At 70.5% G+C, this 25,415-nt stretch carries 23 protein-coding genes; 3 read left to right on the top strand and 20 right to left on the bottom strand.

What is annotated here, in order from left to right; translation table 11 throughout:
* The 3 genes from ACESM1_RS13265 to ACESM1_RS13255 all read right to left on the bottom strand — a co-directional run bounded on the left by ACESM1_RS13265 (position 1) and on the right by ACESM1_RS13255 (position 4,563).
* A complete protein-coding gene (locus ACESM1_RS13265; protein ID WP_372620761.1) occupies positions 1–1,047 on the bottom strand; it encodes an SH3 domain-containing protein in 1,047 nt (348 codons plus the stop codon).
* An 82-nt stretch (positions 1,048–1,129) separates the two neighbouring features.
* Positions 1,130–3,490 carry a xanthine dehydrogenase family protein molybdopterin-binding subunit gene (locus ACESM1_RS13260; protein WP_372620759.1) on the bottom strand — a complete coding sequence of 787 codons (2,361 nt, stop codon included), beginning with the start codon at positions 3,488–3,490 and terminating at the stop codon, positions 1,130–1,132.
* Positions 3,491–3,555: 65 nt separating this feature from the next.
* Positions 3,556–4,563: an NAD-dependent epimerase/dehydratase family protein gene (locus ACESM1_RS13255; protein ID WP_372620757.1), complete on the bottom strand. Its 1,008-nt coding sequence runs from the start codon at positions 4,561–4,563 to the stop codon at positions 3,556–3,558.
* On the opposite strand from ACESM1_RS13255, the gene ACESM1_RS13250 reads away from it, so the two are divergent.
* Positions 4,562–5,824 carry an NAD(P)/FAD-dependent oxidoreductase gene (locus ACESM1_RS13250; RefSeq protein WP_372620755.1) on the top strand — a complete coding sequence of 421 codons (1,263 nt, stop codon included), beginning with the start codon at positions 4,562–4,564 and terminating at the stop codon, positions 5,822–5,824. The two genes, ACESM1_RS13255 and ACESM1_RS13250, sit on opposite strands and share 2 nt — an antisense overlap.
* Before the next feature lie 136 nt (positions 5,825–5,960).
* Here the strand turns inward: ACESM1_RS13250 and ACESM1_RS13245 are convergent, their stop codons facing one another.
* The 5 genes from ACESM1_RS13245 to ACESM1_RS13225 are packed head-to-tail and all read right to left on the bottom strand — an operon-like array spanning position 5,961 to position 10,298.
* Positions 5,961–6,479: a MaoC family dehydratase gene (locus tag ACESM1_RS13245; RefSeq protein WP_372620753.1), complete on the bottom strand. Its 519-nt coding sequence runs from the start codon at positions 6,477–6,479 to the stop codon at positions 5,961–5,963.
* A gap of 51 nt (positions 6,480–6,530) precedes the next feature.
* On the bottom strand, positions 6,531–7,424 hold the full coding sequence (locus ACESM1_RS13240) for a hypothetical protein (protein ID WP_372620752.1): 894 nt from the start codon (positions 7,422–7,424) through the stop codon (positions 6,531–6,533).
* Positions 7,425–7,447: 23 nt separating this feature from the next.
* On the bottom strand, positions 7,448–8,743 hold the full coding sequence (locus tag ACESM1_RS13235) for a TRAP transporter large permease (protein WP_372620751.1): 1,296 nt from the start codon (positions 8,741–8,743) through the stop codon (positions 7,448–7,450).
* The gene (locus ACESM1_RS13230; RefSeq protein ID WP_372620749.1) at positions 8,740–9,300 is read right to left on the bottom strand and encodes a TRAP transporter small permease subunit; all 561 of its coding nucleotides are present in this window, start codon (positions 9,298–9,300) and stop codon (positions 8,740–8,742) included. Before ACESM1_RS13230 ends, ACESM1_RS13235 begins: the two co-directional genes overlap by 4 nt.
* The gene (locus tag ACESM1_RS13225) at positions 9,297–10,298 is read right to left on the bottom strand and encodes a TRAP transporter substrate-binding protein (RefSeq protein ID WP_372620747.1); all 1,002 of its coding nucleotides are present in this window, start codon (positions 10,296–10,298) and stop codon (positions 9,297–9,299) included. Before ACESM1_RS13225 ends, ACESM1_RS13230 begins: the two co-directional genes overlap by 4 nt.
* Before the next feature lie 144 nt (positions 10,299–10,442).
* Between ACESM1_RS13225 and ACESM1_RS13220 the strand changes: the two genes are divergently transcribed.
* Both ACESM1_RS13220 and ACESM1_RS13215 read left to right on the top strand, forming a co-directional pair.
* Positions 10,443–10,814, top strand: coding sequence for a carboxymuconolactone decarboxylase family protein (locus ACESM1_RS13220; protein WP_372620745.1), 372 nt, complete (start codon positions 10,443–10,445; stop codon positions 10,812–10,814).
* Entirely contained in the window at positions 10,811–11,590 is a 780-nt protein-coding gene (locus ACESM1_RS13215) for an enoyl-CoA hydratase/isomerase family protein (RefSeq protein WP_372620744.1), read from the top strand. Before ACESM1_RS13220 ends, ACESM1_RS13215 begins: the two co-directional genes overlap by 4 nt.
* On the opposite strand, the gene ACESM1_RS13210 is transcribed toward ACESM1_RS13215, so the two are convergent.
* The 12 genes from ACESM1_RS13210 to ACESM1_RS13155 all read right to left on the bottom strand — a co-directional run bounded on the left by ACESM1_RS13210 (position 11,577) and on the right by ACESM1_RS13155 (position 25,328).
* The gene (locus ACESM1_RS13210; protein ID WP_372620743.1) at positions 11,577–12,767 is read right to left on the bottom strand and encodes an amidase; all 1,191 of its coding nucleotides are present in this window, start codon (positions 12,765–12,767) and stop codon (positions 11,577–11,579) included. The genes ACESM1_RS13215 and ACESM1_RS13210 overlap by 14 nt on opposite strands.
* Positions 12,767–14,158 (bottom strand): phenylacetate--CoA ligase family protein, encoded by a 1,392-nt coding sequence (locus tag ACESM1_RS13205; protein ID WP_372620741.1) that lies wholly within the window; start codon positions 14,156–14,158, stop codon positions 12,767–12,769. The genes ACESM1_RS13210 and ACESM1_RS13205 overlap by 1 nt, the downstream gene beginning before the upstream one ends.
* A 17-nt stretch (positions 14,159–14,175) precedes the next feature.
* Positions 14,176–15,513, bottom strand: coding sequence for an MmgE/PrpD family protein (locus ACESM1_RS13200; protein ID WP_372620739.1), 1,338 nt, complete (start codon positions 15,511–15,513; stop codon positions 14,176–14,178).
* Positions 15,506–16,639, bottom strand: coding sequence for a CaiB/BaiF CoA transferase family protein (locus ACESM1_RS13195; RefSeq protein ID WP_372620737.1), 1,134 nt, complete (start codon positions 16,637–16,639; stop codon positions 15,506–15,508). Before ACESM1_RS13195 ends, ACESM1_RS13200 begins: the two co-directional genes overlap by 8 nt.
* 2 nt (positions 16,640–16,641) lie before the next feature.
* Complete coding sequence (locus ACESM1_RS13190) at positions 16,642–17,850, bottom strand: CaiB/BaiF CoA transferase family protein (RefSeq protein WP_372620736.1); 1,209 nt, start codon at positions 17,848–17,850, stop codon at positions 16,642–16,644.
* Positions 17,851–17,986: 136 nt separating this feature from the next.
* Positions 17,987–19,147, bottom strand: coding sequence for an acyl-CoA dehydrogenase family protein (locus ACESM1_RS13185; protein WP_372620735.1), 1,161 nt, complete (start codon positions 19,145–19,147; stop codon positions 17,987–17,989).
* Positions 19,148–19,200: 53 nt separating this feature from the next.
* Entirely contained in the window at positions 19,201–20,586 is a 1,386-nt protein-coding gene (locus ACESM1_RS13180; protein ID WP_372620734.1) for an MmgE/PrpD family protein, read from the bottom strand.
* Positions 20,587–20,658: 72 nt separating this feature from the next.
* Positions 20,659–21,711 (bottom strand): TRAP transporter substrate-binding protein, encoded by a 1,053-nt coding sequence (locus ACESM1_RS13175; RefSeq protein ID WP_372620732.1) that lies wholly within the window; start codon positions 21,709–21,711, stop codon positions 20,659–20,661.
* 56 nt (positions 21,712–21,767) lie between these two features.
* Complete coding sequence (locus ACESM1_RS13170) at positions 21,768–23,057, bottom strand: TRAP transporter large permease (protein ID WP_372620731.1); 1,290 nt, start codon at positions 23,055–23,057, stop codon at positions 21,768–21,770.
* Positions 23,054–23,611 (bottom strand): TRAP transporter small permease subunit, encoded by a 558-nt coding sequence (locus tag ACESM1_RS13165; protein ID WP_372620730.1) that lies wholly within the window; start codon positions 23,609–23,611, stop codon positions 23,054–23,056. The genes ACESM1_RS13170 and ACESM1_RS13165 overlap by 4 nt, the downstream gene beginning before the upstream one ends.
* A 5-nt stretch (positions 23,612–23,616) precedes the next feature.
* Positions 23,617–24,504 carry a polysaccharide deacetylase family protein gene (locus ACESM1_RS13160; RefSeq protein WP_372620728.1) on the bottom strand — a complete coding sequence of 296 codons (888 nt, stop codon included), beginning with the start codon at positions 24,502–24,504 and terminating at the stop codon, positions 23,617–23,619.
* A gap of 74 nt (positions 24,505–24,578) precedes the next feature.
* Complete coding sequence (locus tag ACESM1_RS13155) at positions 24,579–25,328, bottom strand: GntR family transcriptional regulator (RefSeq protein ID WP_372620726.1); 750 nt, start codon at positions 25,326–25,328, stop codon at positions 24,579–24,581.
* Positions 25,329–25,415: the final 87 nt, after the last annotated feature.

The raw sequence follows: 25,415 nt of genomic DNA, 5'->3' as shown, positions 1-25,415 counted from the left end.
TCACCTGCCGGTCACCACCTCCTCCGGCACCTCGAAGCGCTCGTCGCCGATGCGGATCAGGAACAGCTCGCCGAAGCGCTCGAAGTGTAGTTCGGCGGTGCTGTTCGAGCCGGTCGGCGCGCCGCGCTCGAAGGTGATGCGGCGGGTCACGCCGCTGCTGCCGAGCACGTCCACCACCGCCGCACCCGCGCCCCGGCGCTCGACACCGAAGCGGCACTCGCGGGAGGGCTGGCCGCGGACCATGGCGCAGGGCAGCAGGCCGGTGGCGTCGAAGGGGCGCAGGGCGGCCGCGGCGGGCTGTTCCGGGGCCGGGACCCCGGCCGCCGCAGGCCGCGCCGCTGCGGGTGGCGGCGCCACGGACTCCCTGAGGTAGCGCCCCAGGACCCAGCCCTGCAGGCTGCCATCGGGGAGTTCGACCCGGCACCAGCGCTCGCCTTCCGCCAGGCGACAGCCGCGGTTGCGGAGCACCGTCCCCGACGTAAGCTGGCGGAGCAACCGCTCCCGCGCCGATGGCCCGTCCCGCAGGTTCAGCCGCCGCCCGCCCCGCAGGCCGCTCACCTCCCAGAAATCGGGACCGCCGGTGAGTTCGTCCGCCATCTCGGGCTGGCGGTGTGCGGTGGCGGCGTCGGCACGGTCCACCACCGCCACCGAGAGGGTGTAGCGGGCTGGCTGGTTCCGCCGTGCGGCCGCGGGCGCAAGATGGACCGAGATGCGGTAGTCGCCGGTCACCGGCACCAGCCCGGCGAAGATGTTGCCGCTGGCCGCGCCGACATGCATCGCCTCGGTGGCGCCGGGGGCGTGCACGTTGAGAAAGGCGGACCGGCTGGTCGCGGTCAGCTCGATCCGCATCCATTTCCCGGCGGGCGCGGCGATGAGGTAGTCCACCGCCTCCCGCCCGCGGACCATGCCCTGCACCACGGCGCGGGTACCGCCTTCGACGAGGGCGATGCGCTCGGACCGAGTCTCCTGCGCCGGCGCCGGCGGCGCCCAGCACAGGCCGGCCAGCAACAGCAGCGCCAGGATCGGGCTGGATCCGGACCTCGGCATCGTCGTCCCCCCGCTCGATTCGACCGGGAGAATCCATCCCCTTCCGGGCGGCGAAGGCAAGCGCCTCCGCCGGGCCGTGCGGTCAGCGCGCGGCCTGGATCGCCGCCCAGACCCGCTCCGGCGTCGCCGGCATGTCGAGATGCCCAACGCCCACCGGCCGCAGCGCATCCACCACCGCGTTCATCACCGCCGGCAGCGAGCCGGCGCAGCCCGCCTCGCCGCAGCCCTTGGCGCCGAGCGGGTTGGTGGTGCAGGGCACCGAATGGCTGTCGGTGGCGATCGCGGGCAGGTCGCCGGCGCGCGGCAGGGCGTAGTCCATGTAGCTGCCGGAGAGCAGCTGCCCGTCCTCGCTGAAGGCCACATGCTCCATCAGCGCTTGGCCGATGCCCTGCGCGATGCCGCCATGCGCCTGGCCGGCGACGAGCAGCGGGTTCACCTGCACGCCGAAATCGTTCACCGCCAGGTAGCGGTCGATCCGCACGATGCCCGTCTCCGGGTCCACCTCGACCTCGCAGACATGGCAGCCATTCGGGTAGGCCTGCGGCGCCTGGTCGAACACATGGGTGACGTCGAGCGTGTCCGGCACGCCCTCCGGCAGGCCCGACGCGGTGCGCAGCTTCGCGGCGAGTTCCATGATGCCGATGCCGCGATCCGTGCCGGCGATGACGAACCGGCCCTCGGCGGTCTCGCCATGCGGCTCGAACTCGATGTCGGCGACGGCGGCTTCCAGCGCCCAGGCGGCCGCGGCCTTGCCCTTCTCGATCACCTTCTCCGACGCCTCGAGGATGGCAGCCCCGGAGGCCATGATGGACTTGGAGCCGCCGGTGCCGCCGCCGGCGATGAGTTCATCGGAATCGCCCTGCAACAGCCGCACCTGCTGGAAGGGCACGCCGAGCGACTGGTGCAGCACCTGGGCAAAGGCGCTCCAATGGCCCTGGCCGTAGTCCAGCGTGCCGGTGATGATCGTCACCGTGCCGTCCTTCTCGAAGCGGATGCCGCCCTGCTCCTTGGTCGGCGGCGCGGTGCATTCGAGGAAATTGCCGATCCCCCTGCCCCGTAGCAGGCCCTTCGCCTTGCTGGCGGCGAGGCGTTCCGCGTAGCCATCGGCATCGCTCGCCGCGATCGCCTGGTCGATCAGCGCGGAGAAGGCGCCGCTGTCGTAGACGGAGCCCGAGGCGGCGGCATAGGGGAACTGGTCGGGCCGGATATGGTTGCGCTTGCGCAGTTCCACCGGGTCGATCCGCATCTCCTGCGCGGCGGCGTCGATCAGCCGCTCCATGAAGTAGTTGCCCTCGGGCCGGCCGGCGCCGCGATAGGCGGAGACCGGCGTGGTGTTGGTCACCAGGCACTTCGTCCGCACCTCGATCGCGGGCGTGGCGTAGTTGGACTGCACGTTCTTGAAGAAGTTGCCGGTACCCATCAGCGGCGCCACCGGGCTGAGCCAGGCGCCCATGTTGGCGTAGCCGGTCAGCCGCACCGCGAGGAACTTCCCGTCGGCGTCCAGCGCCAGCTCGCCGATCACCTCGTGGTCGCGGCCATGCGCGTCCGACAGGAAGGAGCCGCTGCGCTCATCGGTCCACTTCACCGGCCGGCCGAGCTCCTTCGCGGCGTGCAGCAGGCAGAGATACTCGGGATAGACGGCGGCCTTCATGCCGAAGCTGCCACCGACATTGCCCGTCAGCACGCGAACCTGCTTCGCCTCAACGCCGAGCAGCCCGGCGAGCTGCGCCCGCATGCCGAACACGCCCTGGCAGCCGACGCGCAGCACATGGCGGCCATCCTCGATGCTGCCGATGGCACTGCGCGGCTCCATCGCCGCCACGACCACGCGGTTGTTGCGCAGCGGCAGCTTCGCGACATGCGCGGCACCGGCGAAGGCCTCCGCGACCTTGGCGCTGTCGCCGGCCACGTAATCCAGCACCAGGTTGCCGGGCAGGTCGTCGTAGAGTTGCGGCGCGCCGGGGGCGGCGGCGGCGGATGCCTCGGTCACCGCGTCGAGCGGCTCGATGTCCATCTCGACCGCCTCGGCGGCGTCCTTGGCCTGCGCCCGGGTTTCGGCGACGACGAAGGCGACGGGATCGCCGACATGACGCACCTTGTCGGTGGCCAGCGGCGGGCGCTTCGTGCTGCGCAGGGGCGAGCCGTCGGCGTTCTTCAGCGGCATGGCGCAGGTCATCGCGCCGTAGCCGGCCAGATCGGCCCCGGTCCAGACGCCGAGCACGCCCGGCATGGCGCGCGCCGCCTCGGTGCCGATGCCGTTGATGACGCCATGCGCATAGGGGCTGCGCACCATGACGCACCAGACCTGGCCAGGGAGCGTGATGTCGTCGGTGTAGCGGCCGCGGCCGGTGAGCAGCGTCGGGTCCTCGGCGCGCGGCACCGGCTGCCCAACGCCGAACTTCAGGCGCGTGGGATCGAAGGCGGGGGCGAGCGTGTCGGGCATGTGGGTTTCCTGACTGCCCCCTCCTCCGGCGGGCGGAGGAGGGTCGGGGTGAGGGCTGTGCCCCCCTACGGTAAGGCCTGCTCGCGCTTTGCCAACAGCCAGGCGGCGTAATCGGCGCTCGCGGCCGCCGGCGCGAAGCGGGGCCGCCAGCCGAGATCGGCGGCGCGGCCGATCGCCATCACCCCGCGCGGCCGGCTCTCGTTCCAGCTTATGCTGGGCCTTTCGCCGGGCTCGGCATGGCGCCAGCGGCAGCCGGGGAAGGCGCGGCGCAACGCCTCCAGGCAGGCACCATAGGCCGGCGCCCAATCCGTGCCGGAAGCGAGGTTCACGACCCGGTGCGGTGGATCCCTCGCATCCAGCAGGGCGATCAGCCCTTCGGCGAGATCGCGCGAATAGACCCAGTCATAGGCCGGCAGGGGCGCAGGCGGCAGCACCACCTGCTCGCCGCGCTGCGCCGCCTCTGCGAGCGCCAGGTGCAGGCTCAGCGTGTCGCGCAGGCCGGTGTCTCGCTCCCAGGGGCCGAAGGTCGCGCCGATGCGGGCCGCGACCGCATCCAGGCCCCACAGCCCCGCCAGCCGCAGCCCGGCACGCTCCACCGCGTATTTCGTGACACCGTAGAGGCTGATCGGCACCGGCGGGGTCGTCGCCTCGTCCAGCACGGGGAAGGCATAGGCCGATTCGCCATAGACCGCGGCGGAGGAGGGCAGCACCACGCGCCGCACCGTCCCGGCATCCCGCGCCGCGGCCAGCGTGGCCAGCACGCCCTTGAGATTCACGTCCAGCACCAGCGCGGGGTCGGCCGCCTCGCGCTCCGGCCCGGCGGTGATGGCGGCGAAGGGGAAGACCGCGCCGATGCGCCGGCGCGCGAACAGGTCGCGCAGCGCCGCGCCGTCCTGCACATCGCCCTGCACCACTTCGAGCCTGCCGGGCAGCCGGGCGAACAGGCTCGGCGCCGGGCTGGGCAGCTGCGCCTCGCGGCCGAACACCACCACATGTTCGCCACGCGCCAGCAGCGCCTCGACCAGGTTCAGTCCGACGAAGCCGGCGCCGCCGGTGACGAGGATCGCATCCATGCCCCTGGATATCCCACCGCCGCCGGCGCAGAAAGCCGCGATGGATGACAAGCCGCGCATTGCCGTGATCGGCGCCGGTCCCGCCGGGCTGATCGCCGCCGAAACGCTCGCGCAGGGCGGCGCGGCGGTGACGGTATTCGACCACATGCCCTCGGTGGCGCGGAAATTCCTGATGGCCGGGCGCGGCGGGCTGAACCTGACGCATTCGGAACCGCTGGAAACTTTCCTCACGCGCTATCGCCCGGCCGCGCCGGCTCTGCTGGAGGCGGTGCGCGCCTTCCCGCCCTCGGCCCTGATCGCGTGGTGCGAGGGTCTCGGCGTCGAAACCTTCGTGGGATCGAGTGGGCGCGTCTTCCCCAAGCCGCTCAAGGCCTCACCACTGCTGCGCGCCTGGCTCCGGCGGCTGGATGCGCTCGGCGTGGCGTTCCGCCTGCGCCATCGCTGGACGGGTTTCGCGGCGCGCGCCCTGCGCTTCGCGACGCCGGATGGGGAGGTGGTGCATCGGGCGGAAGCGACGGTCCTGGCGCTCGGCGGCGCCTCCTGGCCAAGGCTGGGATCGGATGGCGGCTGGACTTCGCTGCTGCCGGACGTGGCCGTCACCCCCTTCGCACCCTCGAATGTCGGCTTCGTCGTGCCGTGGTCGGCGAAGATGGCGGCACATGCCGGCGCGCCGCTGAAGCGCATCGCGGTGAGCTTCGAGGGGACCACGCAGCGCGGCGAGGCGATGCTGACCGCAAGCGGGATCGAGGGCGGCGCAATCTATGCGCTCTCCGCCGCCATCCGTAACGCAATCGCGCGCGAAGGAAGTGCGCGTTTCAGCCTCGACCTTCGCCCCGACCTTCCGGCGGAGGAGGTGCGGCGCCGGCTGGCGATGCGCGGGCGCGGCGAGACGGTCTCGGCGCAGCTGCGCAAGGCACTCGGCCTGCCGCCGGTGGCGGTCGCGCTGGTACAGGAGGCGCGGCATGGCGGCGCGGCGGCGATGGAGCTGGCGTCGCTGGTGAAGGCGCTGCCGCTGACCACGCGCGCGGCCCACGGCATGGCGCGCGCCATCTCCTCGGCCGGCGGCATCGCCTGGACCGAGCTGGATGGGCGCTTCATGCTGCGCGCGCATCCCGGGATCTTCGCCTGCGGCGAGATGCTGGACTGGGAGGCGCCGACCGGCGGCTACCTGCTGCAGGGCTGCTTCGCCACCGGCGTCGCGGCGGCGAAGGGGGCGCTGGTGTTTGCCAAGCGGGGCCATACCGTCGGCCCTGCTGCGTGACCGGCGGCTACCGAAGGTGGCCGAGCGGCCGAATGGCCGCCGCGCCAAGTGGCGCGCAGCCAAGCGGCCGGAGGCCGCGCCCGGCGCCTGAGGACGTAAGAAGATGCCAACGAGTCGCTGAAAGCGGCCGTTGGACTCAGTAGCCCGCCTTCACCTCCACATCGAAGCCGCGCCTGGCGATCAGCATGGTGCGGTCGAACTCGCAGACCAGCGTCCCATGCTGGTTGAAGCCGCGCGTGCGCACGCCGACGATGCCGGCATTCGGGCGGGACCTGGACTCGCGCTTGTCCAGCACCTGGCTCTCGCCCGAGAGCGTGTCGCCGGCGAAGAGCGGATGCGTCAGCTTGATCTCCTTCCAGCCGAGATTGGCGATCGCCTTCTGCGACACGTCGGAGACGCTCATCCCCACCAGCAGCGCGACGGTGAAGGGCGAGCAGATGATGCACTTCCCGAATTCCGAATGCTTCGCGTATTCGGCGTCGAAATGCATGGGGTGCTGGTTCATCGTCAGCAGGGTGAACCAGGTGTTCTCGGTCTCGGTGATCGTCCGGTTGGGGCGGTGCTCGTAGATGTCGCCGACCTCGAAATCCTCGAAGTAGCGGCCGAAGGATTCGCGGAAGCGGCGCGGTGCGACTTCCTTGTGGGTCTGGACCATGGGCGTCTCCTGCTTGTCCGGACAAGTGCGTGGCGCCAGCGCGCCGCTTCGTCAAGCCGGCCGGCCGAGCAATCGGTAGGCGGGTGCGACGATCGCCGGCATGACGAACAGTGCCAGCTGCGCCGCGGCGACGATCAGGCCGAGATCGCTCTCGCCCGGGTCGCCGAGGGCTGCCAGAAGCAGCACCATGTTGCGCGTGCCGCTGACCAGGCCGGCCGAAAGCGCCGCCTGCCTTGGCGCGGCGAGGAAGACCAGGAAGCCGATCGCCTGCAGCCCGAGATTCAACGCCAGCGCGAAGCCGAGCATCGCGAGGAATGCCAGCGGCCATGCCGCCAGCGCCTCTCCCACGCCATCCATGCAGGGAATGGCGGAAGCGGCGACGAGGATGACGATCCAGGTGTCGATCCGCGGCGCCTGCCGCCGCAGCGCCGGCCGTCCGGCGAGCCGCACGGCCAGCGCCGCCAGCGCGAAGCTGCCGCCCACCAGGACAGCAAGGCGGAACGCCATCGCCCAGGGGTCCACCTGCGCCGTGACGCCGACGAAGGCGGCCATCAGCGGCAGCCAGACCGGCGCCAGCGCATTGGAGGGGATTGCCACCACCGTCAGCAGCGCCGCATCCGCGCCCAGCAGGATCGCGAAGACAGCCGCGGACATGACGGAGGGCGTGGCCGCGATCAGCACCGCCGCGGCCAGGAAGGCGCTGCCCGCCGGCAGCAGCGGCGCCAGAAGCAGCCAGACGACGAGCGGCACCACGAAGGTCACCCAGCCCAGCACGAGCAGCGCCAGCGCCGGCCGGCGCAGCACGCCGATCAGCGCGTCCGGCTCCACCCGCACCAGCGCCAGCGCCATGACCACCAGGGAGATCCACAGCAGCAAGGGCCGCGCCGCCTCCGCCAGCGGCGGCACGACGATCCCGGCCAGCGCGGCGGAGGCGATCAGCGCCATGCCGCGCCGCCGTATCCAGGCGCTCATCCGCGGGTGGAGTGGGGCAGGAAGGTGACGATCTCCGGGAAGAGCGTGATCAGCACGGTGAACGTCATCATGATGATGCAGAAGGGCGCCGCCCAGCGGGCGATGCGGAAGATGCCGTCACGCGTCAGCCCCTGGATGACGAACAGGTTGAACCCGACCGGCGGCGTGATCTGCGCCATCTCGATGGTGATGATCAGGAACACGCCGAACCACACGGGATCGAAGCCTGCCGCGGTGGCCAGTGGCAGCGTCACCGGCAGCGTCATCACGATGGCCGAGAGCCCGTCGAGCACGCAGCCCAGCAGCAGGTAGAACAGCAGCAGCACCGCGATCAGCGCGAAGGGATGCAGGCCCCAGGACTGGATGGCGGTTGCGACATCCGCCGGCAGGCCGAGCCGCGCCATCGCCTTCGACAGGAACAGCGCGCCGACCAGGATCAGCCCGATCATCGAGCAGGTCTTCACCGTGCCGAGCAGCGCCTGCCACAGCCCGAGCGGCGTCAGCGTGCGCTGCCCCAGCGCCACCACCAGCGCACCGAGCACCCCGATCGCCGCGGCTTCCGTGATCGAGGCGAAGCCGAAATACAGGCTGCCCATCACGAAGCTGATGAGGAAGACGATCGGCACCAAATTCGCCAGTGCCTTCAGCCCCTCGGCCAGCGGGATCGGCGGCTCGATCGGCGGCACCAGCGCCGGGTTGCGCCAGGCGGCGAAGGCGATCCAGCCCATGAACATCGCAGCCAGCACGAGGCCCGGCACCAGGCCAGCGATGAACAGCTCCAGGATCGAGACATCGGCGACCACGCCATAGACGATCAGCGGGATGGACGGCGGGATCAGGAAGCCGAGCGTGCCCGCCCCCGCCAGCGAGCCCACCGCCAGCCGCCGGTCATAGCCGCGCGCCAGCAATTCCTGCAGCGTGATGCGGCCGACCGTGGCGGTGGTGGCGGCGGAGGAGCCGGAGACGGCGGCGAACAGCGTGCAGCCCATCACGTTGACATGCACCAGCCGCCCCGGCAGCCGGCGCGTCCAGGGCGAGAGCCCCTTGAACAGGTTCTCCGACAGCCGCGTGTGGAACAGCAGCTCGCCCATCAGGATGAACAGCGGCAGCGTGATCAGCTCCACCGCCGTGGTGGAGGACCATATGTCGCCGGCGAGGAAGCGGTCCACCCGCATGTCGCGGAACATCTCGAGCGCGACGATGCCGATGGACATCAGCCCGACGCCGACCCACACGCCACCCGCGAGCGTGACGACCAGCATGCCGAGGACAAGCGCGAGTGGCCCGGTCACTCCGCGCCCCCGATCCCGCCGGAGGCCAGATCCGCCGGCTGGCCGAGCGCCAGCCGCAGCAGCCGTGCGACGAAGCCGAGCAGCAGCAGCGTGACACCCGCCGTCAGCAGGCCCTGCGGAATCCAGATCGGCGTGGCCATCGGGTAGTAGGAGGTCGAGCCGAACTCATAGGTGCGCAGCACCTGCTGCCACAGCGCCCAGCACGCGAAGCCGACCACGCCGATGGCGAAGGTGGTGCCCAGCATGTCGAGCAGCCGCACGGCGCCAGGCGGCAGCGCCTGCAACAGGATGGCGACACGGATGTGCCCGCCCTGCCGCAGCGTCCAGCCGGCGCCGCAGAACAGCACGACGCATTGCAGGTAGATCGCGTATTCGATCGCCCAGGGCTGCGACCACTCGAAGAAGGAGGTGACGATCACCTCCCCGATCAGGATCAGCGCGAGCAGCGCGGCGGCCACCGCCGCCACCGCCGCGCCGACCGCGCAGAGCACATCGATGGCACGCAGCAGCGCGGCCGCCGCAGCGGGTGGCGCACGCCGGTCGTTCGCCGGGATCACGCCCTTCCGACGCGCTGCCGGAACTGCTGGATGATGGGCCCGGCGGCGGGGTTCGCCTTCGCGAAATCGTCCGCCATGGTCGCGGTGGCGCTCCGCAGCGCCTGCACCAGCGCCGGCGCCGGCTCCTCCACCGTCATCCCGTTCTGCCGCAGCTGGCCCATGCGCTGCTCATGCTCACCCTTGGAGACGTTCCAGAACTCGGGCTCCAGCTTCTTCGCCAGCTCCTGGATCTGGGCGCGCGTCGCCTGCGGCAGGCGCCGCCAGCTGTCCATGTTCACCACCATCAGGTTCGACGCCCAGAGATGGTTGGTGATGTAGGTGTGCTTCAGGAATTCCCAGTAGCGCTGCGCGACGGCGGTGGTGCCGCTGGTCATCACCGCGTCTACGCGTCCCGACGCGAGCGCCGGCACCACATCGGGGTTTGTCAGCTGCTGCGGCACCATGCCGAGCCGCGTGACCATCTCCGCCGTCACCCGGTCATAGGTGCGCATGCGCACGCCGCGCAGATCCTCGGCGCTGTTGATCGGCTTCTTGAAATACATGCACTGCATCGGCCAGGGCACGACATAGAGCACGACGTTGCTGCGCCGCTCCAGCTCGCGCTCCCAGGTCGGGCGCACGAGATCATGCATGGCCTTCAGCTCGTCGTAGCTGCCGATCAGGAAGGGGATGCTCTCGATGCCGAGCAGTGGCACGTCGCCCACGTTCTGGAAGCCGGCCATCTCCGCCATCGGCACCACGCCGTCGCCGATGGCGCGCACCGTCTCGTTCGCGCGCACGCCGAGCGAACCGCCGGCATGGATGGTCATCTGGACGCTGTCGTTGGTGAGCTTGCGCGCCTCGGAGGCGAAGCGCTGCGCGTTGACGGTGTGGAACTCCGACGGTCCCCAGGGGATCGACACATCCCAGCGCACCGGCGACTGCGCCCGCGCCGTGCCGCCGATCATCCCCGCCAGCGCCAAGCCGCCCGCGGCCCGCATCATGTCGCGTCGCTGCATCATCGTCCCTCCGGTTTCCCGTGCCTGACCTAACCATGCGTCCGGCGGCGTGACAACCACTTGTTCGGACAAATTCCGCCCCCCGGCTGGGCCTCCGCCGGCATGGCGGATAGGCTTGCCCGGAGTCGCCACAGGAGACCGCTCATGTCGGAGGCGGAAGATCATTTCGGGACGACGATCGGCGCCCTGCCGGACAGCGTCGCGCTTCTGCGCCGCCACGCACCGGAGGTCTTCGCAGCCTATCTGGCGGCACGCGAGGCGGTCTACCGCCCACCGCCCGGAGGGCATCTGGACCTGGCCTGCAAGGAGCTCGTGTTCATCGTGCTGGACGTCGCCGCAGGGCATGTGGAAGGCGCAGTCGCGCATGCGGAGGCGGGGTTGCGCGCCGGTCTCACGCCGGGGCAGATCATGGAGGCACTGTCCATCGCCATCCTGATCCATGGCCACCAGTGCTGGGCGAAGGCGGGCGCGACGGTCATGCGTCGCGTTGAAGAGATCACGGGGACGACGACGTGAGCGCGGCGGTGCGGCTGCTGCGCGAGGACGCGGTGGCGACCCTGCTACTCGACCAGCCGGCGAAGCGCAACGCCATGACGCGCGCGATGTGGCGCGCGGTGCCGGCACTGGTCGAGCAGGCCGTGGCCGACGACGCCGTTGCCGTGCTGCGCGTGGACGGCGCGGGTGGCCATTTCTGCGGCGGCGCAGATATCGGCGAATTCGCCGAAACCTATGCGGCCGCTGGCAGCACGGCGCAGGCCAATGCCGAAATCGCCGCGGCTGTGGAGGCGCTGGCACGCTGCCCCAAGCCCACCCTTGCAGTGATCCGCGGTGCCTGCGTCGGCGGCGGCGTGGCGCTTGCGCTGGCTTGCGACCTGCGCTTCGCCGCTGCCGATGCGCGCTTTGCCGTGACGCCCGCGAAGCTCGGCCTGATCTACAGCCAAGGCGACACCACGCGCCTGTTGCGCGCCATCGGCGCCGCGCGCGCGAAGGACCTGCTGTTCAGCGCGCGGCCTGTCGGCGCAGCCGAAGCGCTGCGCATCGGCCTTGTGCAGGAGGTGCGCGCGCCGGAAGAACTGGATGCCTTCGTTGCGGGGCGGCTGGCACCGCTCGTCGCCGGCTCCCGCCCCGCGCTGCGCGCCATGAAGGCGATGGTCGCCGCGATCGAAGACGGTGCGCCGCCTGACAGCGCCACACTCCGCACGGCCTTCGACGAGACCTTCGCCGGCGAGGATTTCCGCGAGGGCTACCGCGCCTTCCTTGAGAAGCGGCCCCCGGCCTTCAAGGCGCGCTGAGCGCCTCGGCGATGGCCACGATCTGAGCTTCCGCATAGGCACGGCCAACGAGTTGCACCGAAGCGGGCAGCCCCTCCGCCGGCCAGGGAAAGGCGATCGCCGGCAGGCCGGCGATGTTCGCGAGTGCGGTGAAATCCGCCTGGTCGGCCGGTGTCGCCGTGCCGAAGGCGAAGGCGCGCTGCGGCGCCGTGGGCATCAGCAGGACATCGCATGCATCGAGCGCGCGCAGCGCGCCGGCGTACACCTCCGAGAGGAGGAACAGCGCACGCGCCATTCGCACCGTCCCGGCATCGCGGCCGTACTGCAGCGCTGCCCGGAAGCCGGGCGAGGTGGCGGTCGGATCGGCGATCAGGTCCTGGTGGATCGCCGCGGCTTCCGCCTCGATCAGCAGCAGCCCGGCTCGGCGCGCGGCACCGGGCGACCAGGCCGGCACCTCGACGGGCGCCACCTGCGCGCCGAGGTCGCGCAGCCGCTGCGCCGCCCGCTCCCATGCCTCGCGAACCGCAGCTTCCATGGCGGCCTCCTGTACCGGCCGCGGCAGTCCGACATGCAGGCCAGCGATGCCGGCGGCCTGTTCCGGCACCGCGCGCCAGCCCAGCGGCAGCGGGCGCGAAGAGGGATCTGACGGATCATCACCCGCCATCCCCGCCAGGCCACGCGCCGCCATGCGTGGCGTGCGCGCCAGCATGCCGACATGGTCGAGCGTCGGCGAGAGCGGCACGACCCGGCTGCGCGAGACCAGGCCCCTGGTCGGCTTCAGCCCCACCACGCCGCAATAGGCGGCCGGGATGCGCACGCTGCCCATGGTGTCGGTGCCGATGGCGAGTTCCGCGAAACCCGCTGCAATGGCCGCTCCGGAGCCGCCGGAGGACCCGCCCGGCGTAAAGCCGTGCCGCAGCGGGTTGTGGCAGAGGCGCGGCACATCGGTGGTCGCACCCAGCGCGCCCTCATGCATTGCGACCTTGCCGAGGATTGCGCACCCCGCTTTGCGGAGTCGTGCGACGCAGGGCGCATCGGCGGCCGCGACGCGGCCGGCATAGCCGGCGAAGCCCGCGGTGGTGGGCATGCCGGCGACGTCCACATTGTCCTTCACCGCCAGCGTCATGCCGCCGAGCGGCCCCTCCCCGCCGGGCTGCGGCGCCAAGTGCCAGAAGACGCCGAGACCATCCTCGATCATCACTTGCGCTCGTCCAGCAGGCGAATGGGCTTCTGGCGGCTTTCCACCTGGGTGAGGGCGGCGAGCGCGCCAGGCGCTTCCAGCGTCACGGCGATCTCCACGCCAAGCCGCGACTTCAGCGCGGCTTCGAGCCGTGTCCGCAGCCCCTCCGTGCGTTCGCCGCGGACCTCGACATGGGCGGTCATCGCATCCCGCGCGCCGACCCTGTGGACACGGCAGATGAACTCGCCAGTCGCGCCTTCCGCTTGCTCCGCCAGCAGCGCACCGATTCCGGTGGGAAAGAGGTTGATCCCGCGCAGCTTCACCATGTTGTCGCTGCGGCCGAGGAAGCCGCGGATGCGCCGGAACGGCACGCCCAGCGGGTTGGCGCCGATCACCTCCTCCGTCACGTCATGCGTGTTGAAGCGGATGATCGGGAAGATGTCGTCCTTGAACAGGCAGGTGCAGACCATGTCGCCGAGCCTGCCCTCCGGCACTGGCGCGCCGGTATCGGGATCGGCGATCTCCAGCACATGCGCATCCTCCCACACATGCATCCCCGTGCGATCGGGGCCTTCGCCGGCGATGATGCCGGTGTCGCCGACGCCGTACCAGTCGAACACCTCCGGCCCGCCCCAGGCGGCGGAGAGGCTGGCCTGCGTCTCGCTGCCGAGATGCGCGCAGATCAGGCGAATGCGGATGTCGCGGCCAGGCTCGAAGCCTTCCTCACGCGCAACGTCGGCCAGGCGCCGGATGTAGTCGGCGAAGCCGATGATCGCCGTCGCGCCGAACTCCTTCATGATGAAGGCCTGCTGCGCGCTGCGCGTCTCCACGCCGGTGCCGGCCGACATGAAGCGCGCACCGACCCAGTGCTGCACCGTCTCGCGCACATAGTGGCCGCCATTGATCAGGCCGTGGCCATAGACGCTGTGCACGACGTCGTCGCGCGTCATCCCCGCCATCAGGTAGAGCCGTGCGAGCAGGCGGTTCTGCACCTCGCGGCTCTTCGGTCCGAACAGCAGCGGCTGCGGCTTGCCGGTCGTGCCGCTGGTGGTGTGGAAGATGATCTGCGGGCGCGTCTCCGGCGGGTGCGCATCCTGCCCATGGAAGTCGCCGATCGGCGGATAGGCGGCGACCGAGGCCATGATGTCGGACTTGTCGTAGCTCGGCAGCTTCGGCAGGTCGTCGAGGGTTCGGATATCGCCACGCTCGATCCCCTTGGCGCCCCAGAGCCGCTGGTAGAACGGCACCTGCCATGCGAAGGCGAGGATGCGCTGGAAGTCCCGCTCCTGTCGCGCGCGCAGTTCATCGCGTGAAAGCCGGGCGAGCGCGCCGGGGAAGTCGGGGCCGATGGGGTAGTCGCGCCGGATCGCCTCGGGCTGCATCGCTGTGACATAATCGAAGGCGGTCATGCGCGGCTCCGGTACGGTCAGGGCAGCAGATCGTTCAGACGTGCGACGGATGCACCTTCGGCGAGCGCCAGCGCAGCGACAAGCACCGCCTCGATGCGCGTCCCCTCGACCCCGGCGCTACCCATCAGCATGCGAGCCTTGGCGAGGATGGCGGCCTCGGCCAGCGGGTTCTCGGGGTCGCCAAGTGCGTCCGCCACCGCGTGCCGCAGCTTGGTGCCGTCCGCCAGTTCCACACTGACGGCGGCGCCGAAGTGCAGCGGATAGGCGCCCGTTGCCGCAGGATCCTCGGCGAGGGTGACGCGAGCGCGCAGCGCCGCGAGATCGGCACGCGACAGCGCCGGCGGATCGAAGGCGGCGAGCGGCGGCGGCCCGTCCAGCAGTGCCACCGCCGCGGCATGCTGCAGCGAGAACTTCGCCTCGATCGTTGTGCGCGGCTGCACCTGGTTGCAGAAGGCGAGCGCATCCGCGTAGCTCTCGACCCGCACCGCCACGATTTCACGGCCCGCCAGATGCGGGCGCAGCGCGAGGGCGGCGTCGATGGTCGGATGCGCATGGCGGCAGGCGGGCCAGGGCTTGAAGCTGGTGGCGTGCACCATCCAGGGCGCATCGGGTTCGGCCAGCACGCGCTCGGGCTTCGCGTCCGGCGCCATGCCGGCAAGGACTCCCTGCGGGCCGTCGAGGATCCAGCGCGGACCGCTTAAGCCCGCCGCGGCGAGTTGCGCCGCTTCGAGGCCCATCACCGCGGCGCGCGCGGTGTGCAACTGCTTCGTCATCACCGGCTCGTGCCGGCATTGCCAGACGCCGCCTGCCTGCGTGCCGGCATTGCCGAGCGCCCAAAGCATGCGCGTCGGGTCCAGCGCGAGCAGCGAGCCGCAGGCGGCTGCGGCGCCGAAGGGCCCCATGGTCGCAGTTGGATGAAAGCGCAGATAATGCGCATGGCCCATCGCGCGGCCGATGCGGATCTCCGCCTCATAGCCGCGCAGGATGGCGTCGAGCAGTGCGCGGCCGCCCGCGTTGCACTCGGCGGCGAGCGCGAGCACGGCAGGGATCACGACCGGGCCGGGATGCAGGATCGCCTGGCGATGGACATCGTCCATCTCCAACACGTTGCCGAAGGCGCCATTGGCGAAGGCCGCGTCGCGCGCGGCGACGCCGGCACCGAGCACGACCCGGGCCGCGCCGCACGCTTGCATCGCGGCATGGGCGCGGAAGACGCCGCCTACCTGGCTCGCCGCGCCGGCGGTGGCGCAGCCGATCCAATCGACCAGGTGCAGCGCGGCGCGGCGACGATCGGCATCGGTGATCGGCCGCGCCAGCAGCGCGACGACGCCCTCGGTGAGCGACAACTCAGCCACGGTCGCCGAGACGCCGGCGCGCCTCTGCGATGACCTCGGCCGTATGCTCGCCGAGCGCGGGAAGTCGCGGGTTGAGCGCCCCGGGCTCGTCGCGGAACTTGATCGGCAAGCCGATATGCAGGTTGCCTTCCGCATCCCGAACCAGCATGCGGCGCGCGGCGGTGTGCGGGTTGTCGAACGCCTCCTTGAGGTCGAGCACCGGCGCGAAGCACACATCGCGGCCTTCGAACCAGGCCTCCCACTCGTCGCGCGTGCGCGTGGCGAAGGTGGCGCGAAGGAAGTTCTCGGCGGGCTTGTGCGCCGGGCCGGGCGGTCCGGACGCCGCGGCGATCAGGTCGTCACGTCCGAGGGCATGCAGAAGGTTCTCCACGAATTTGTGCTCGCTGCCGCCGAGCACGATCCACTTTCCGTCCTTTGTCGCATAGATGTTGTAGAAGGCGCCGCCGCCCCACTGGCGCTCCTCCTTCACGCGGGGTGGCCGCGCCTCGGCGAAGACCGCACCGGTGGCGTTGGGCAGCCAGGAGAGCGTGGCGTCGAACATCGCCATGTCGATGACGTCGCCGCGCCCGGTCTTCTCACGGCGGAAGAGCGCCATCAGGATCGCCGAGAGCGCGAGCAGTGAGGCGGTGACATCCGCGACCGGCACATTCGGATGCGTCGGCCTGCCGTCCTGGCCGAGATTGATGGAGGCGGTGCCGGCCAGCGCTTCCACGGCCAAGTCGTGCGCCGGGCGGTCGCGCAACGGTCCGTCCTGGCCGAAGGCCGAGATCGAGCAATAGACAAGCCGCGGATTGAGCGCCGTCATCGCCGCCGCGCCGATGCCAAGCCGCTCCGCCACACCCGCGCGGAAGGATTCGAGCATCACGTCGCAGCCGCGCACGATGTCGCGCAGCGCGGCGAGGTCGGCCGGTTCCTTGAGGTTCAGGACAATGGACCGCTTGCCGCGATGCGTGTTGCGGAACCAGACGCTCTCGCCGTTCGCGCGCAGGCCGATGCCGCGCACCGGCTCGCCGGAGGGCGGTTCCAACTTGATCACCTCGGCGCCATGATCGACCATCATCGTGGTAAGATACGGCCCCGGCAGGAACAGCGAGAGGTCTAGGACGCGGACGCCTTCGAGCTTCATCTTCAAACCGCCCCCAGCGCGCGGAGTTGTGCGATCTCGGCGGCAGTGTAGCCGGCCTCCGCCAGCACCGCCGCGGTGTCGCCGCCATAGGCGGGGCCGGGCCGGCCGGCGGCACGCGCGCCATCGAGGCGGATCGCGCTCGACACCACCTTGAGGTCGGGCCGCTGCGGATGGTCGAGGTTCATCACGCCGCCACGGCTACGAAGATAGGGATTGTCGAGCGCCTCGGCGAGCGTCAGCACCGGCGCGACCGGCACCTTGCCGGCGAGGAGCGGGACCCACTCCGCGGAGGTCCGCGCCTGCATCACCGGATCGAGGATCGCCACGAGATCGTCACGATGGGCGAGCCTCTCGTCGAAGCCGCGGAAGCGCGGGTCGCGCGGCAAGTCCGGCATGCCAATCGCTTCGCAGTAGCGCCGCCAGAAGGCGGGCTTGACGCACATCACGAAGACATGGCCGTCGGCGGTCGGGAACATCTCGCAGGGCACGATGAAGGGATGCCCGCCACGCGGCCGGCGCGGCACGGCAAAGCCGTCGTTGAGGTACCAGGTCGCAACATAGGTGAGGTTCTGGATCGCGACATCGTAGAGCGAGACATCGAGATCACGCCCGATCCCCGTCGCGCGCGCGCCCATCACGCCCGCCAGCACCGAGAGCGCCGCGGTGAGGCCGGAGAGCATGTCGATGACGGAGATGCCGGCCCGCGCCGGCGGGCTGCCGGGCTCGCCGGTCAGCGCACAGAAGCCGGCCTCCGCCTGTGCCAGATAGTCATAGGCGGGCCAGGTGGCGCGCTCGCCGTCGCGGCCATAGCCGGAGACGTGCACGCACACGATCGAGGGCTTCACCTGGCTGAGCGCCGGGTAGTCCAGGCCAAGCCGCGCCGGCAGGTCGCCACGCAGGTTGTTCATGACCGCGTCCACGTCCCGCACCAGCCGGTGCAGCACCGCCCGCCCTTCCGGCTTGCGTACATCGAGCGTGATGCCGCGCTTGCTGCGGTTGAAGGATTGGAAATATTGGCTGTCGTTCTCGCCGAGCGGATAGCCGCCGGTATGCCGCGCGATGTCCCCTGGCGGCTCGCCATCCGCGGTCGGCGGTGATTCGACCCGGATCACGTCCGCGCCGAGATCGGCGAGGTTCATGGTTGCGAAGGGGCCAGCGCCGAACTGCTCGAAGGTCAGGATCCGCAGACCGGCGAGAGGTAGGGGCTTCATACTTGCCTCGTGAAATGCTGACGCATTTCACCCTCAGGCGCCGGCGCTGCGCTTGGCTCGCTGCACTTGCGGCGGCGGCCATTCGGCCACTCGGCGGGCTGCGCCCGCCGCAGGTTGGAACTTCGTGACGCGGGCTTCACACCGGGTTCCGCGCAATCAGCTGCTTGGCGATGATGATTCGCTGCATCTCGTTGGTGCCCTCGCCGATGCACATCAGCGGCGCATCGCGGAAGTAGCGTTCGACATGGTACTCCTTGGAGTAGCCATAGCCGCCATGGATCCGCATCGCCTCCAGGCTGTTCTCCACCGCCGCCTCAGAGGCGAAGAACTTCGCCATCCCGGCCTCCATGTCGCAGCGCTCGCCCTTGTCGTAGGCGCGCGCCGCGTCGTAGGTCAGCAGCCGCGCAGCCTGCAGCCGCGTCGCCATCTCGCCGAGCTTCAGCTGGATCGCCTGGTGCTCGCAGATCGGCTTGCCCATGGTGTGGCGGATCTGGCTGTAGCGTACGCTGTCCTGCAGCGCCGCCGAGGCCAGGCCACAACCGCGCGCAGCGATGTTGATACGACCGAGTTCAAGGCCGGACAGCGCTGCGTTCAGGCCCTTGCCCTCGCCGCCGATCAGGTTCTCTGCCGGCACGCGGTAATCCTCGAAGACCAGCTCGGCGCTGTCGATGCCCTTGTAGCCCATCTTCTCGAGCTTGCGGCCGACCCGGAAGCCCTCGTGCTTTGGCGCCAGCAGCATGGACATGCCCTTGTAGCGCGGCTCCGCGGTGGGATCGGTCTTCACCAGCAGCGCGAAGCAGCTGCCCTCGATGCCGTTGCTGATCCAGGTCTTGGTGCCGTTCACGACATAGTGGTCGCCGTCGCGCCGCGCGCGGGTGCGGATGGCCTGCAGGTCGGTCCCGCAATCGGGCTCCGTCAGCGCGAGGCCGCCGCGGATCTCGCCGGAGGCGAATCTCGGCAGCCAGGCCCGCTTTTGCTCCTCCGTGCCAAGCCGCGTGACGATCGCCGACATGATCAGGTGGCTGTTGAAGATGCCGGTGAGCGACATCCAGGTCTCGGCGATCTTTTCCACGATCTTCGCATAGGTCGTGGCGGAAAGGCCAAGCCCGCCGTATTCGGCCGGAATGGTCGCGCCGAAGAGGCCGAGCGCCTTCATCTGCTCGACCATCTCATGCGGATATTCGTCGGCATGCTCCAGGCGCAGCACATGCGGGCGCACGTCGCGCTCCAGCCATTTCTCGATCGCCTCGAGAAGGGCCGCGTCCTCCTCGGACTGGCGGGCGGTGTTGATGTCCATGGCGACGTCCCCGCGGTAGTTGTCCGGACAAGTAGGCTCGGGTGCGGCCGGCGTCAATCTGGGCCGGCGACGGCAGCGACCAGGGCAGCGATATCGGGCAGTGCCTCGATGCCGGCGACCATGTCGAGGATGCGGCGGGCGCGAGCTTCCGGCACCGAGGGCTCCGCATGGCGGCAGCAGCGGAAGAACTTCTCCTCGTTCTCCGCCGCGGTCAGCGCCGCTTCGGGATGGCCGTAGACATGCGGCAGGTGGATCGTGTGCACCGCGCCGGAGGCAAGCCGGACGGAGATCTCCTGCGGATCCAGAGCGTTCTCGTCGGTGTTTCCGTCCGCCTCGTGCCGCACGCGGGCGGCGAAGGCATGGACCCGCTGGTCGCGCAGTGCCTCGCCGCGGAAATCCGGCACGTCGCAGCGCCCCTTGGCGAGGAAGACGCCGGCGACGAACGGCAGGCAGAGCTTTGCATAGTTGGAGGCCGGATCCGGCATGTCCGGGCGGCCCACCAGCCGGCGGACAAGCGGCGGCACGCGGCAGACCACCTCCGCGATGTCGTCCGGCGCGAAGCCGTGCCGTGCCATCAGATCGCGCAGGCCATGGACCACGCCATGCGTCAGCCGGCCGGAGGGAAAAGGCTTGTGCGCCAGCTGCGTGATCTGCCATTCGCGACCGAGCGCAGCCTCGATACGATCGGCGTGCAGCTGTCCATCCTCGATCAACGTGTAGTAGCCGTAGCGGCCGGTGAAGACGTCGAGCGGACCCTGCATCCCAGCCGCGGCGAGATCGGCCGCGGCGATCGCGCCACGGGCGTTGAAGCCGATCTGCAGGCCGAGCAGCGGCGATCCTTCCAGGTGCGGCTGCAGCGTGCCGCAGGTCTGGCCGTACATGTGGCCGAAGGCGCTGCGCGTCGTCGCTGCGTCGAAGCCCGCCAGGTTGGCAATGGCCGCGGTGGCGCCGAAGCCGCCGGCGGTGGCCGGGCGGAAGAAGCGCAGCGGTGCATCCGTCGCCACGCCGAGAAGGCCGGCGACGTCCACGCCCACCGCCATCGCGGCGAGGAAGCGCGCGCCATCCACCGGCCGGCCGCGCAGCGATTCGCGCTCGCACCACGCCAGCAGCGCGGAGAGCAGCGTGGCCATCGGGTGCACCACCGCGCCCTCATGCACGCAGTCGAATTCCAGGCAGTGGATCAGGTAGGCGTTGATGATGGCGGCCGAGCCGGCGGACATGCGCTGCCCGCCCAGCCAGGAGGTCGCCTCCTCGCCCGGCCCCCAGGAGATCGCCAAATCGCGTACGGCCTCGACGTTCGCCCCGCTGCTGCCAGCCAAGGCCACGCCGAGGGTGTCGAGCAGGAAGGTCTTCGCCTTCGCCACCGCCTCCGGCGACAGGTCGGCGTGCCGTATGCGGGCAGCATGCGCGGCGAAGGCCTGGGCGATGTCGAAGCTCATGCGGTCCTCTCACGATCCACGGTCGTAGCGGGCGCGACGGCAGCGGCCGCCCCGCCCGCTCGCGTCATACGCTCACTGCGTAGCGCGCGCCTGCAGGCCGACCACTTTGCCGATGGTGTCGTTCCACTGCTGCACGCATTCCGCACCGCAGCGGCGAGCCCAGTTCGGCAGCACGCGCTCCAGCATCGCGCGGCGACGCGCTTCGGTATCGGCCGGCGTCGGGTCCACCCGCGTCATGCCGCCGGGAGTGCCGAGCGGGCACGGGCCCTGCGTGTTGCAGGCGATGCCCATCGCATCCTCCTCGAAGTTCAGCGCCCACATCCGCTGCTCGAGCTTGCCGAGCTCGGTGGTCAGGAAGGTCCGCACCGCGGGGCTCAGGCCGCGCCACCACTGGCCGTTCGCGACCGTCGCGCCGGAGCCGTAGTTGATCGGCAGGGTGTAGATGAACTTCGACGCCTCGTACCACTTCGCCACGTAGCCGGAGAGCGTGCCGGTGATCGCGCAGTCGATGGTGCCCTGCGCAAGCGCCTGCTGCGTCTCGCCGAACGCCACGTCCACCGGCGTGCCGCCGAAATACGCCACGAAGTCGCCCTGCGATGCCCCGGAGGTGCGCACGCGCTTGCCGCGCAGATCGGCGAGACCTGAAATCGCGTCGCGGCAGTAGAGCACCTGGCTCTGGTAGGACTGATAGGTGATCGGCACCAGGCCGAGCTGCCGCTCGTAGAACTGGTTCAGCACAGGGCGGAATGCATCGGTGACGCGGCGGAACTCCTCCATGCTGCCGGTCAGGCCGGCGAGGTCGCTGCCATCGTTGATCGCCGCGTCGCCGGCATGGTGACCGAGCTGCGCCGTTGCGATGTTCGCCTGGCCTCGGGCGAGGATGCGAAAGACCTCCGGCCCGCGCAGGCCGGCTTCCGACCAGGGCCGGAAATTCGCGGTGATGCGGCCGCCCGACAGCTCGCGCACCTGCTGGTTCCAGAATGGCCCCTCGATGGTGCGGCTCTGCGTGGTTATGCCGATGTTGCCGAGCACGGTAATGCGTGTCTCCGGCAGCTGCTGCGCCGGAGCGCCGGTGGCGAGCAGCGGCAGCGCCATCAGGCCCGCCGCGAGCATCCTGAACTTCATCTCAGTGTCTCCCTTCGTTGTCGATACCGGCCGGGCACGCGCGCCCAGCCCCCCCGTCAGCCGCCCCCCTTGAGCAGCGACGGCAGGAACAAGGCCAGCCCGGGCGCCGCGATGAGCAGGCCGATCATAGCGAACATGGCGCCCAGGAAAGGCAGTGAGCCCACCGCCACCTCGCGGAAGGCGCCGCCGCCGCGCACCGCCTGCACGACGAACAGGTTCATCCCGACCGGCGGCGTGATCAGCGCCGCCTCGATCAGGATCATGAACAGGATGCCGAACCACAGTGGATCGTAGCCGATGGCGACCACGATCGGCACCACCAGCGGCGTCGTCGCGATCATCAGCGAGAGCGTGTCCATGAAACAGCCAAGTGCGATGTAGAGCGCGATGATCGCCAGCATCACCACAAGCGGCGGCAGGTCCAGGCCATCCACGTAGGCAACGACGGCACGTGTCAGGCCGATGTTCACCATCACGAAGTTCAGGAAGTAGGCGGCCAGCACGATCAGCATCACCATGCAAGTGGTGCGGATGGTGCCTTCGAAGGCGGCGATCAGCGCACGCAGTTGCAGCCGCCCGCGCGCGGCGGCGAGGGCAAGCGCGCCGAGCACGCCAAGTGCGGCGGCTTCCGTCGGCGTCGCGAGCCCCGCATAGATCGAGCCGACGACGAGGAAGAACAGGAGCGCCATCGGCAACAGGGATCGCAGCAGCGCGCGGCTCGCCTCGCTGTGCGCCACCTTCTCACCGCCGAATTCCGGCCGCAGCACGCAGATGCCCCAGACCGCCAGCGAGAACAGCGCCGCGAGCAGCAGGCCCGGCACCAGCCCCGCCAGATACAAATCGCCGACCGAGACATCGGACAGCACGCCATAGATGATCATGTTGATCGAGGGCGGAATGAGGATGCCGAGCGTGCCGCCCGCCGCGATCGAACCGAGGAACAGCGGTGCGTTGTAGCGGTGGCGTTCCATGTTCGGCATCGCGATGGTGCCGATGGTCGCCGCAGTCGCCACCGAGGATCCGGACGTCGCCGCGAACACAGCGCAGGAGGCGATGTTGGTGTGCATCAGCCCACCCGGCACACGCGAAAGCACCGGGGCTAGCGCGCGGTACATGTCCTCCGCCAACCCTGCCCGCAGCAGGATTTCGCCCATCAGGATGAACATCGGGATCGAGACGAAGAGGAACTCCGTCGCACTCGACCAGGCGATATCGCCGAGCGAGGGCAGTGGCGGCATGAAGGCGTAGAGGTCGCCAAGGATGATCGCCAGGTAGAACAGCGCTGCCGCGACGGGGATGCCGAGCCCGACCAGCACGACCACGAGGAGGGCGGAGAGCCCGATCATGCCCTGGGCTCGATGGGAGGCAAGCCCTCCGCCGCCAGCCCGGGCATCCCGCCGATCTCCTCCACGCGGTCGGTGCGGCCGCGCAGCAGCGCCCAGAGCGCCTGCAGCGCCATGACCAGGGCGACCAGCGCGAACCAGCTCAGCCCGGCCGCCCAGATGGTTTGCGGGATCACCAGCGGCACCGCCATCGGCGTGTTGGAGACGGCGCCGAGCCGCGCGCTCTGCAGCATCACGTCCCAGGCATACCAGGCGAAGGCGAGCGCCACCGGCGCCAACGCCAGCAGCGCCAGCACGTCGAGCCAGGGATGCGCACAGCGCGGCACCAGCCGGTGCAGGATGTCGATGCGGATATTCGCCCGCTCCGTCAGCGTGAAGGCCAGGCCGAAGGCGAGCGCGGCGGCGAAGCCATAGCGCGACAGCTCGAAGGAGTGGAAAGGAGCGATCCGCAGCGCGTTGCGCAGCAGCACGTCGGCGCCGATCAGCAGCGCGGAGAGCAGCATCAGCGCGCCCGCCACCCAGGCGAGCACGCGCGACACCTGCCGGATCGCGCCCATGCCCATCAGTGCGCGGCCGGATCGGCGGGCGGCGGCATCGCTGCCGCAAACGCGCGCGCGATCTCGGCGCGCGTCGCGACCCAGACGCCGGGGCGGCTCGCCGCGTGCTGCATGAAGCGATCCAGCGCACCGATGCGCCCGGGCCGCCCGATGATGCGCAGATGCAGGCCGAGCGACATCATGCGCGGCGCGCTCGCGCCTTCCTCGCGTAGCCAGTCGAAGGTGGCGACGGCATAGTCCAGCCATTGCTGCGGCGTATAGCCGGGGGCCAGCCAGAACTTCATGTCGTTGGTGTCGAGCGCGTAGGGCACGATGACGATGGCGCGCGGGCCGCGATTTGTCTCCACCACATCCCAGCGCGGCTGGTCGTCGCTGTAGTCGTCCATGTGGTAGAGGAAGCCTTCCTCCGCCAGCGTTGCGCGCAGCCGCGGCGTGTGCAGGTAGCGCGAGAGCCAGCCGACCGGCCGCGTGCCGGTGGTGGCCTCTATGCTCGCGACCGCCTTGCGCACGAAGTCGCGCTCCCCGGACTCGTCAAGGCGGAACTGGTGCACCCAGCGCCAGCCATGGCTGCAGGCCTCGTGCCCCACGGCAGCGATGGCGGCGGCGAGATCGGGCGCACGTTCCAGCGCGACGGCGGCGGCGGTGAAGGTGGCGCGCGCGCCGTGCCGTCCGAGCAGTGCCATCACGCGCGGCGCGCCGGCGCGGATGCCGTAGGCGTAGTTCGATTCGTTGCCGAAGTTGCGGATCGGTGCCTTCAGTGCGACGCCGAGCTCATCCACGGGCTCGGGGCCCTTGTCGCCGTCGCGGATGGACATCTCCGCCCCTTCCTCGACATTCACGACGTAGGACAGTGCGAGGCGTGCATCCTGCGGCCAGTAGGTCCCGGCGGCCATGGGGTCTCCCGATCTTGTCCGGACAACTACTCTATGGCACCGCCACGAAAGGTCAAACCCCGGAGGTGCCGGCCTCAGCCATCGCCCCGGCGCAGCCGCATCGCATAGGCGAAGCGCTCGGCGGGATGCCAGTTGACCGAAACGACCATCGGGCTGCCTTCCGCATCCAGGTAGTGCCGGACGAAGCGCATCCCGACGCAGCGTCCCTTGCGGCCGAGCGCCGCCAGCACGGCCGGCGGCAGCAGCCCGGCGGAGATCTCCTGCTCCACCTCCGCGACCGCCACGCCGAAGCGCTGCTCGATCATCGCGTAGATGGCGCTGCGTTCCGGCAGGGCCGGTGCGATGGCGGCGAAGCGCGGATGGATCAGCGCCAGAACATGGCAGATCGCACGACCGTCGGCGCCGATGCGCAGCCCCTCCGCCCGCAGCCAGCGCGTGCCGGCGCGGGCGCCGGGGATCAGCGCCGCCTCGTCCGGCGCCAGCGGCGCCATGCCGCGGTGGAGGATGACGAAGCGCGTGCCGGCAGCGTACTGGAACAGCTCGTCGATGCTGCGCATGGACTGGACGAAGCTGCGGCGCGGCTCGCGTGCCACCACCAGCGTGCCGGCACCCTGCCGGCGCTCCACCAGGCCCGCCTCGACCAGGCGGCGCAGCGCCTCGCGCACTGTGTGGCGGGAGACGCCGTACTGGGTGCACAGCTCGGCCTCCGCCGGGAGCAGCGTGCCGACGGGATGCCGGCCTTCCGCGATGGCATCGCGCAGCACGGTCTCGAGCCGCTGGTAGAGCGGCCCAGCCGATGCCGCCGCAGCGCGAAGCTGGCCCACGCCTCGGCGCGACATCCGTGGCGACTCAGCGCTGCGACAGGAGGGCACCGAAGCCCCCCGCGGACACGGCGCGCGCCACCGGCAGCG

Source organism: Falsiroseomonas sp. (genome assembly GCF_041690465.1).
Lineage (GTDB): Bacteria > Pseudomonadota > Alphaproteobacteria > Acetobacterales > Acetobacteraceae > Falsiroseomonas.
Note: the sequence above shows the minus strand (reverse complement) of the source record. Positions and strands in the feature narration are given on the sequence as shown.